Origin of the sequence: Izhakiella australiensis (genome assembly GCF_002006995.1) — a bacterium.
Lineage (GTDB): Bacteria > Pseudomonadota > Gammaproteobacteria > Enterobacterales > Enterobacteriaceae > Izhakiella > Izhakiella australiensis.
In genome coordinates this window covers 1-9,277 of the sequence record NZ_MRUL01000037.1, presented here as the reverse complement: position 1 = coordinate 9,277, position 9,277 = coordinate 1, and the positions used below count along the sequence as shown (strand labels likewise).

Annotated in this window: 3 protein-coding genes and 3 pseudogenes; 4 read left to right on the top strand and 2 right to left on the bottom strand. The window is 53.4% G+C overall.

Translation table 11 applies throughout. The features are described 5' to 3' along the window. A pseudogene (locus BTJ39_RS23530) lies at positions 1–188 on the bottom strand (IS6 family transposase); the annotation flags it as partial. A 224-nt stretch (positions 189–412) separates the two neighbouring features. On the opposite strand from BTJ39_RS23530, the gene BTJ39_RS23525 reads away from it, so the two are divergent. The 3 genes and pseudogenes from BTJ39_RS23525 to BTJ39_RS23520 all read left to right on the top strand — a co-directional run bounded on the left by BTJ39_RS23525 (position 413) and on the right by BTJ39_RS23520 (position 8,855). Next, positions 413–5,698, top strand: a complete 5,286-nt coding sequence (locus BTJ39_RS23525) for an inverse autotransporter beta domain-containing protein (protein WP_078005102.1) — start codon at positions 413–415, stop codon at positions 5,696–5,698. Positions 5,699–5,802: 104 nt separating this feature from the next. Next, positions 5,803–5,928, top strand: a pseudogene (locus tag BTJ39_RS24420) (helix-turn-helix domain-containing protein); the annotation flags it as partial. Positions 5,929–6,521: 593 nt separating this feature from the next. Then, positions 6,522–8,855 carry a hypothetical protein gene (locus BTJ39_RS23520; protein WP_078005101.1) on the top strand — a complete coding sequence of 778 codons (2,334 nt, stop codon included), beginning with the start codon at positions 6,522–6,524 and terminating at the stop codon, positions 8,853–8,855. Between the two features lie 59 nt (positions 8,856–8,914). Here BTJ39_RS23520 and BTJ39_RS23515 read toward each other — a convergent pair. Next, a pseudogene (locus tag BTJ39_RS23515) lies at positions 8,915–9,094 on the bottom strand (IS3 family transposase); the annotation flags it as partial. Positions 9,095–9,168: 74 nt separating this feature from the next. Between BTJ39_RS23515 and BTJ39_RS23510 the strand changes: the two are divergent. After that, positions 9,169–9,277: transposase (locus tag BTJ39_RS23510; protein ID WP_139356375.1), on the top strand; the 109-nt coding region annotated here is incomplete at its 3' end.

The following is a 9,277-nucleotide window of genomic DNA, read 5'->3' as shown; positions in this document are numbered from 1 at the left end:
TCCAGCAGCGGGACAAGACGAATAACCCACCGGTGAAGCGTGGAATGGTCGACGGTGATATCGCGCTCAGCCATCATCTCCTCCAGGTTGCGCAGGCTCAGGGAATAAGTCAGATACCAGCGGACACACTGAGCAATAACGTCAACGGGATAATGCAGGCGTTTAAAGGATTTTTGGATCAGAGACATGGCCGGACAACATTGCAAAAAAAACAGTAGGTTACCCGACCATTTCTTAATGCGACAGAACCCGATTTAATCTCCTGACCATGAACCAGTTTTCTGACTTGTCAGATAGCTTTATCGGTAACATCTGATGAAATTGAGCAGGGTTAATAAAATTTTATCCGCACTTCAGGTGAGTCCTGTTCAGTGCGAAGTTCCATCCCCCTTTCCCTGCGGATATCAATATAATGAAAGCAAGCTGCCGTCTGACAATACCATTGTCCCGTATCTTCACGCCTGAGCGCGGAAATCTGCTGCGTGCAACCGCATGGCTCAATATTGCCATACAGCTTGCTTTTCCCCTGGCCGGCGCGTTTACGCCGGTAATGGCCGCAGAGAATAAGACGCAGCACTTCCTGCCACAGTCGGGGGAGGCTCTGTCCCTGCATACCCGGCCCCGGACGCTGGCACCGGGCGAAAGCGTGGCCTCGGTCGCAAAAAAATACAACATGACGGTGGAGGCTCTGCGCCGGCTCAATCAGTTTCGTACTTTTGCCCGCGGCTTTGACCACCTGCAGGCCGGCGATGAGCTGGACGTACCGCTGGCGCCGTTGCCTGCGGTTGCGTGGGATGATAAACGCCCCGCGCCGTCATCAGAAACAGCGGACCCTGTGGGGCAGTCCGTGGCGGGACTGGCCTCACGGACAGGCACATTTTTTTCCGGGCATCCGGACGGTGATGCGGCAGCCTCTCTTGCCCGCGGTATGGCGACGGGTAAGGCGACAGGCGAAATTCAGCAGTGGCTCAGCCGGTTCGGCACCGCCCGCGTACAGCTTGATGCGGATAAAAACCTCTCCCTGAGAAATTCCAGCTTTGACATGCTGGTCCCGCTGTGGGAGCGGCAGGACCGGCTGTTTTTCGCTCAGGGCAGCCTGCACCGCACTGATGACCGCACTCAGGCCAACCTGGGGCTGGGGCTGCGCACCTTTCAGCGTGACTGGATGGCGGGCGGCAACGTTTTTTTTGATGATGACCTGTCACGCTATCACTACCGCGCCGGGCTGGGGCTGGAGTACGGTCGCGATAACCTGAAGCTGTCGGCCAACCGCTATCTGCGGCTCAGCGGCTGGCGGGATGCTAAGGCGCTTGAGGATTATCAGGCGCGACCGGCCAACGGCTGGGACCTGCGTTCTGAAGCCTGGCTGCCGGCGTATCCGCAGCTGGGCGGAAAGCTGATGTATGAACAGTATTACGGTAATGAGGTGGCGCTCTTCGGCACCGAGCACCGGCAGCGCAGCCCGCGGGCGGTTACGGCAGGTATCACCTGGACGCCGGTGCCGCTGGTCACCTTCAGCGCGGAAAGAAAGCAGGGGCAGTCCGGCGTGAGCGATACCCGTTTCGGCGTCGATTTCCGTATTCAGCCGGGCGTGCCGTGGCACCGGCAGTTCAGCCCGGACGCGGTGGCTGCCCTGCGCAGCCTGGCGGGCAGCCGCTATGACCTGGTGGACCGCAATAACAATATAGTGCTGGAGTACCGCAAGAAGGAGGTTATCCGCCTTCATCTGAGCCCTCTGATTACCGGCTGGAGCGGCGAGATGAAATCGCTGGGCGTGTCGGTGAACAGCAAGTACGGGCTTGACCATATTGACTGGGATGCGCCGCTGCTGCTGGCGCGCGGCGGCAAAATCGTGGCGGACGGTGCCGGCGGGTATAACGTGGTGCTGCCGGCCTGGCAGTATGATGCACAGGGCAGCAACACCTATACCGTCGGCGGCGTGGCGGTGGATAAAAAAGGCAACACTTCAGCGCGGGCTGAAGCACAGGTGACGGTTACCCAGCCTGCCATCAGCGCCATATCCAGTACCCTGACGCCGCCGGAGTCAGTGATGCCGGCGGACGGCAGGACGCAGCAGACGCTGACGCTCTCCCTGAAGGATTCGCGCGGCCAGCAGGTGGACGTGGGTGAAGGCGAAATCACGGTCAGCACGAAAGAGAAGGCTTACGCGGGTAAGGACGCTGTACCGGCTGCGGCGGCAAAGAGTCAGCCGGCGATGACCGCATTCCGGCGTCAGTCGGCCGGTATTTATACGGCAGTGGTGACGGCCGGCACGATGCCGGACAGGTACAGCGTGACGCCGACCGTTCGCGGTATCAGCATACCGGAAGCAGTTATCAGCCTGGCGGCAGACAGCAGTACGGCGACGGTGACAGCGGTAGCGCTGGACGGTGACATCATCATGAAACCGGCCAGTGGAGCGAGCAGTTTTAACTACAGCGTGATGGTGCAGGATAACCAGGGGAACCCGGTGGAAGGTGCCGTTGTGGAGGCCGCAGCAGATAAAACGGGCGTCAGCATCAGCGGTGGTGCCCGGACCGGTAAAGACGGCCGCGCCACGGTGACCCTGACCGGTACCAGGACGGCGGTCAGCGACATCATGGTTACCGCCGGCACCGGCGCGCAGCAGAAAAAGGCGGCGGACAGAACGGTGAGCTTTGTGGCCGACAGCAGTACGGCGAGGGTGACCGCGCTGGAGGTGACCGCAGACAACGCCACGGCAGATGGCCGGGCGCAGAATGCGGTGAGGGCGACGGTTAAGGACGCCGGCGGTAACGCGGTGGCGAATGCGGACGTCAGGCTGACGGCGCCCGTGCTGAGTATCGATGGAAAAGGCGACTCTTCGGAAGTGACAACGGATGCTCAGGGACAGGCCCGAGCGACGCTGACCGGCAGAGTTGCGGGTCAGTTCAGCGTCACCGCTGCTGCGGCCGCGGACGGCGACAAGGGTAAAACGGTGACGGTGACGTTTGTTGCAGGCCAGGGGACGCAGGGGAACATTGCGACCGACAAAACCAGCTACGTGTCCGGCACGGACATGAGGATGACGGTGAGGCTGAACGATGCGGCCGGCAACCCGGTGAGCGGCCAGGCGGCGCTGCTGACGGCGGATGCGGTGACGGTGCCGCAGGCCGCGCTGAAGGGCGGGTGGCAGGACAACGGTGACGGCAGCTACGCGGCCACCTATACGGCCGTCATGGCGGGCAGCGGCCTGAAGGCGTCCCTGACGCTGGATGGCGACAAACCCGAAACCTCGGCAGCCTATGCCATCACGGCCGGCCAGGTGGCGCAGGCTACCATCGTCCGCGACAAAGCCAGCTACGTGGCCGGCAGCGATATGGCGCTGACGGTGACGCTGAAGGACGCAGAGGGCAACGCGGTGAGCGGCATGGAGGGCGTGCTGACGGCGGGCGCGGTGACGGTAGCGAACGCCGCGCTGAAGGGCAGCTGGCGGGACAACGGCGGCGGCGGCTACGGCGCCACCTACACGGCCGTCACGGCGGGCACTGACCTGAAGGCGTCCCTGACGCTGAGCAGCGGCAGGCCCGCAGAGTCGGCAGCGTATGCCATCACGGCCGACCAGGTGACCCGGGCGACCATTGCCACAGACAGAGCCAGCTACACGGCGGGCAGTGATATCGCGGTGACGGTAATGATGAGGGATGCCCGGGACAATGCGGTCAGTGGCCGGAAGGCGATGCTGACAGCCGGCGCGGTGAAGGTGGCGAACGCCACGCTGAAAAGCGACTGGACGGACAACAACGACGGCAGCTACAGCGCCACCTACACTGCCACCACGGTGGGTACCGGTCTGAAGGCGTCGCTGACGCTTGACGGGGTCGGTGGTGCTGAATCTCTGCCCTATGCGGTGACAGCGTCTGCGCCGGCACAGGCGAAGTCGTCAATCGCCAGGGATAAAGCCAGCTATGAGGCTGGCAGTGATATGGTCGTGACGGTAATGATGAAGGACAGTCGGGGCAATGCGGTCACCGGCCAGAAGGCAATGCTGACAGCCGACACAGTGGCGGTAGAGAACGCTACGCTGAAAAGCGACTGGACGGACAACAACGACGGCAGCTACGGCGCCACTTACACTGCCACCACGGTGGGTGCCGGCCTGAAGGCGACGCTGAAGCCGGGCGGCGGCAGTCCTGTGGCGTCAGCGGCGTATGAGATATATGCGGCACCGGCGGTGAAAGACGGCAGGGTAACAATAAGCGGCGGGCTGGAGGCGGGCAGCAGCGAGCTCACGGCGGAGTATACCTTCGAGAGCAACGGCACCGGCGAGAACGCCTCCACGTACCAGTGGCAGTGGCGGCCGGCAGGCAGCACAGACGAGAAAGACTGGAAAAACGGTCAGCAGGACGGTCATGACAGACGCACCTACAAGCCCGGCAGGGTTTATGCCGGTGACGAAGTCCGGGTAATCGTCACGCCGGTCGGTAAACTGCATCCGGTGCCGGCGGGCGCGCAGGTTATCAGCAACGTGGTGACGATGTACGGAGCGCCGTCAGTGGCGAACGTGGAGGTGCCGGCGACGTCGCTGGCCGGAGCGGAGCTGGAAGCGGTCTATGATTACAGCGGCAACGGCAACGGCAGCGATGCGTCGTCCTATCAGTGGGAGTACCGGCAGACCCCGTCAGAGGGCTGGACGGTGCCGCAGAGTAACGCCGCGAAGAGCCGGAAGTGGACGCCGGACGCCAGCTACGCCGGTTACCAGGTGCGCCTGACGGTGACGCCGAAGGGAAGCCTGCATCCTGACCTGACCGGCACGCCGGTCAGCAGTAATCCGGTAAGTATCTACGCAGCGCCGTCAGTAGCGAATGTGAAGGCGCCGGCGCAGAAGGCGGCCGGAATGGAGCTGGACGTGACCTATGATTACAAGGCCAACGGCAGCGGCAGCGATGCGTCGTCCTATCAGTGGGAGTACCGGCAGACCCCGTCAGAGGGCTGGACGGTGCCGCAGAGTAACGCCGCGAAGAGCCGGAAGTGGACGCCGGACGCCAGCTACGCCGGTTACCAGGTGCGCCTGACGGTGACGCCGAAGGGAAGCCTGCATCCTGACCTGACCGGCACGCCGGTCAGCAGTAATCCGGTAAGTATCTACGCAGCGCCGTCAGTAGCGAATGTGAAGGCGCCGGCGCAGAAGGCGGCCGGAATGGAGCTGGACGTGACCTATGATTACAAGGCCAACGGCAGCGGCAGCGATGCGTCGTCCTATCAGTGGGAGTACCGGCAGACCCCGTCAGAGGGCTGGACGGTGCCGCAGAGTAACGCCGCGAAGAGCCGGAAGTGGACGCCGGACGCCAGCTATGCCGGTTATGAGGTGCGCCTGACGGTGACGCCGAAGGGAAGCCTGCATCCTGACCTGACCGGCACGCCGGTCAGCAGTAATCCGGTGAGTATTTATGTCCTTAAAGCACCACGTATTACATGGAGTGCGTGTTGGGTGGCGGGAAGCCTCTGGAATCGTACCCCCGAACTTTCATTTAAGTGGGATACCACAAACATTCCCCCCGGTGTTAATATCGTTATAGATACTTATATAACGCCTGCATCTGTTGGGGAGGTTGAAAGACGCGGGGTAAGTAAAGAAACGCCAGTATATTTTATGGATAGCGATGGGAATAAAAGTAATACAACCATTATCGAAAGTTTAATTTTTGCTCAATGTGAGACTTTCGTGCATAAGGGCTAAAATGTATTAGTCGCGACTTGATCTGACACTGGGCCTTGAAAGGTTGAGAGTTACCGGTTTTGATATGGGTGTCCAATCCTTAAACAAAACACGAGGTAACTCTCATGCTTCATACTGACAATCCTATCATCAAACACAAAACCGGCCTGCTCAATCTCGCCGAAGAACTCGGTAACATATCAAAAGCCTGCAAGATCATGGGCGTGTCACGCGATAGTAAGCGTCAATACGGTCTGGATGTGACGCTTACAGCTAAGGTTCATGGTTAGGAATCTGAATCGCATCTTTATAGAGCGCCTGACCATGAATGTCAGCACGAACTATCCCTTCGATGACATGGCTATGCGTGTGTTTATGTATGAAAATGCAATGTTTGTCGTATTTTTAATCTGAAATCCATTTTTCAGGCGCACTGATCCAGAGCAGGCATCCGCAGCCATCGCTTTTTCTCCATCCCATACAACCTTTCTGACAGCAGTTCCGTTGCATGGGTACTGTTTAAAGGGAAGAGATCAGTTACAGAGGCATCATCTGGAAACCTACGGATGGTAAACGCAATATTTTCATTGAGAGCGCCACGCCACAGCAGACAGCGTTGTGTGCAAATTATTCCACCTTGACATAACATAGACACTGAACTATTCCTTAGGTTTAGGCAAACAGATAACTCTCCTACAGGAGATTATTATGTCAACAAAACGAAAATCCAGCGAGTTACCGAAAAAAGCAAACGCACAGAATAATAATGAATGTAAAACAGAAAATATAATCCCTTTGTTTTTAAAATTGACAAAGCAGGATTGTAGCAAAAGCGTCCTTTACCATGATGACTGGAAAGATTACACCTCAAGAATACAAAGACTTATCTATAATTATGGTGGTAATAAATCATGCGAGATACTACCCGCTCTTCTTAACAACACTGAAGATTATATTTTCTCTTATTATAAAAATAATAAATGTTTTAAATGCACTTGCAATCTCTCAGATTGACTTTAACTATAACATTGGTGTTATCATTGATAAACTGGGGGACATTGAGCAGGAATTACTTGATAAAAAATATTCTGAAATCACCTTCCCTTATTTAGCAAGATATCTATACCTTCTTTCCCTTGTTATACCTCACATTGAGTCATATAAAAAAGAACAGTTAGAGGATTTTAAAATTCACTATACTGGTTTTATATCTCATTATTTGAGAAAAACACTCACAGATGCGTTCCTGCATCGCAGGAATAGCATCACGATACAATATGGCGGTGCGAACCATGAATTTATTTATATTTTTGATAAAGATACAAATGAGTCATTAACTGAATGGACTAACATCCATGACCCAAAAGAATCGCTGTATTTCACCGTTCGGAACGTGCTCTCTGATAAACTATCGGAAAAATATGCACTAACCTTACCGATAGATGAGTTAGTGGATATTATATCTTTGATAACCGGGAGGGCATTCAAAAAACCGGATTGGTCACAAATGAAAGATAGCCTGTTTGACAACAATCTAACTGCAGATGATGATGTTTATAAACTAATTAAACCAGACTTATTGAAAGACCTCTTCCCAAATATCAGACCGAATATAAATAAACCCTCTGGGGAATATTATGGCTCTGTACCCAGCGTTATTACAGAGAATTTAAAAGATGCCTTAATTGTAGCCTCTACCGAAACATTAAATATCTTGAGTCAAAAAGACACCACACAGCTTGCTCTAGCCATCATGAAGTCGGGGGCCGCAGTGCTGAGTCTATTCTCTCCTGGCGGTGCAGCTATTCTGGGAGTGCTGACCTCGGTTTTGGACCAAAACAATCCTGATACGGAAAGGGCCAGCATCCTTAAAGAGGTTGATGATAGAATTCATAAAGCACTGGAAAATTATCGCCAGGAGGAAGTTTTCAATAAATATAGAAATGCTGTCAGCGCTTATCTTATGAGAATGGTAAGCGTAGAGAACGAAAACAGAAACAAAAATAAGCCAAGCATGGGGGAAGCTAAGGACTGGGAACATATCATTAATGATCTGCACGCACTATCAATCTCTTTATTTAAACCAGAGCGCAGCGGTGATTTCGTTTACGGGACTCGTCATTTTGTTATTCCGTTGGCAAGCATGTATCTGACTACTATCTATAACAGATTATCATGCCTTAAGGTGAATGATAATATCAATCCAGAGCTAGAAAGGTGCGCTGAATTTTTTGATGACTGGTATCGCTATTTAGGAAAGCTTCGCGATTATTCTCTAAATGATTTATATAGTATTGATGATATTGGTATAGCGACTATAGATTTACTTGCTGGTGAGTATGAAGTATATGATAAGGTACTACGCAGGAAAAATGACCGGTGGGACAGTTTGTGTGGCCATGACGATTTGGATAGAATCGAATGGATAAGGGGTATGATTTATGCCAGAATGCGGATGTACCTTGCCATCAATACTGGGATACATAGCCTTTGTCAAGCATATGATATGGCAGCAAGTAATTATATGAAAATCCTGGGCGATAAAATCAACCAACCACTCAGAACGGATGCTACCGAAACTATATATTTCAATGATATATGTACCGCGGCTTATTCTAGCGCTATGAATAAAATAGAAAAAGTCAATAACTATAAAGATAAGGATGGCTATTATTACGGCGGTGGCTGGTATAACCTGACATTGCCCGCAAATAAGGAACGCTATGAAGAGCCCTGGGATGATTTCAGTAGAGACGATTGTGTAATAAAAGTGGAATTCCAGATTGGCAATATAATAGAAGTCAGGGAGTATGGTCCTGGAGACTACAATAATTTTGGAAGTGAACTCGTGAAGAGCTCATCAAAAGGAGCAGGGATTATAAACCTCACCGTACCACGTGGCTTCCGGGTTATTTTCTATAGTGAGTTCAATTATGGCGAGCTTCGTGACAAGAACAATGCAATAGTGGAGTATGTCGGTACATCTGAATACTATCCGGATGAGAAAAAATCATATATCTATCATTTCGACAATTTGTTGTTTGCAAAAAGTATGAAGGTGCGTATAGATATCGATTGTGGATATCCAGGGCTGGTTCCAAGAGCGTTCGGGAGAATACCTAAAGTTAGCTGGAAAGAAGTGGGTACCCCTTCTTTCTGGACCGTTGGAAATATATAAGGCATAGTGACTGCTCCTCGCCCTGTCTGAACTGACCACATAAAGTTGGACAATTTGTATCAGACGGCTAACCGTGTTTGAGTCCGATATTCAACCGGACTCAGACCTTTTAGTTTCAGACTGATACGATCGTGATTGTAATAATGGATGTATTCATCCACCGCTTTCCTGAGTTCTGTAATGCTTCCGAACGCCTGAAGGTAAAAACACTCCGATTTTAGTGCCCCGAAAAAGTGATCTCTTCCCTTTAAACAGTACCGGTGTAAAGTAGTGTTTCTGGCTTTTCTTCGTTCGAAAAAGGAACTGAAATACGATGAAAAAGACCCGTTATACCGAAGAACAGATAGCGTTTGCGCTGAAACAGGCCGAAACCGGCACCCGGGTGGAAGAGGTGTGCCGTAAAATGGGGATTTCTGAGGCCA

Coding starts and splice junctions, on each gene's coding strand:
- BTJ39_RS23520 (WP_078005101.1), top strand. CDS start 6,522: ATGATGACTGGAAAGATTACACCTCAAGAATACAAAGACTTATCTATA.
- BTJ39_RS23525 (WP_078005102.1), top strand. CDS start 413: ATGAAAGCAAGCTGCCGTCTGACAATACCATTGTCCCGTATCTTCACG.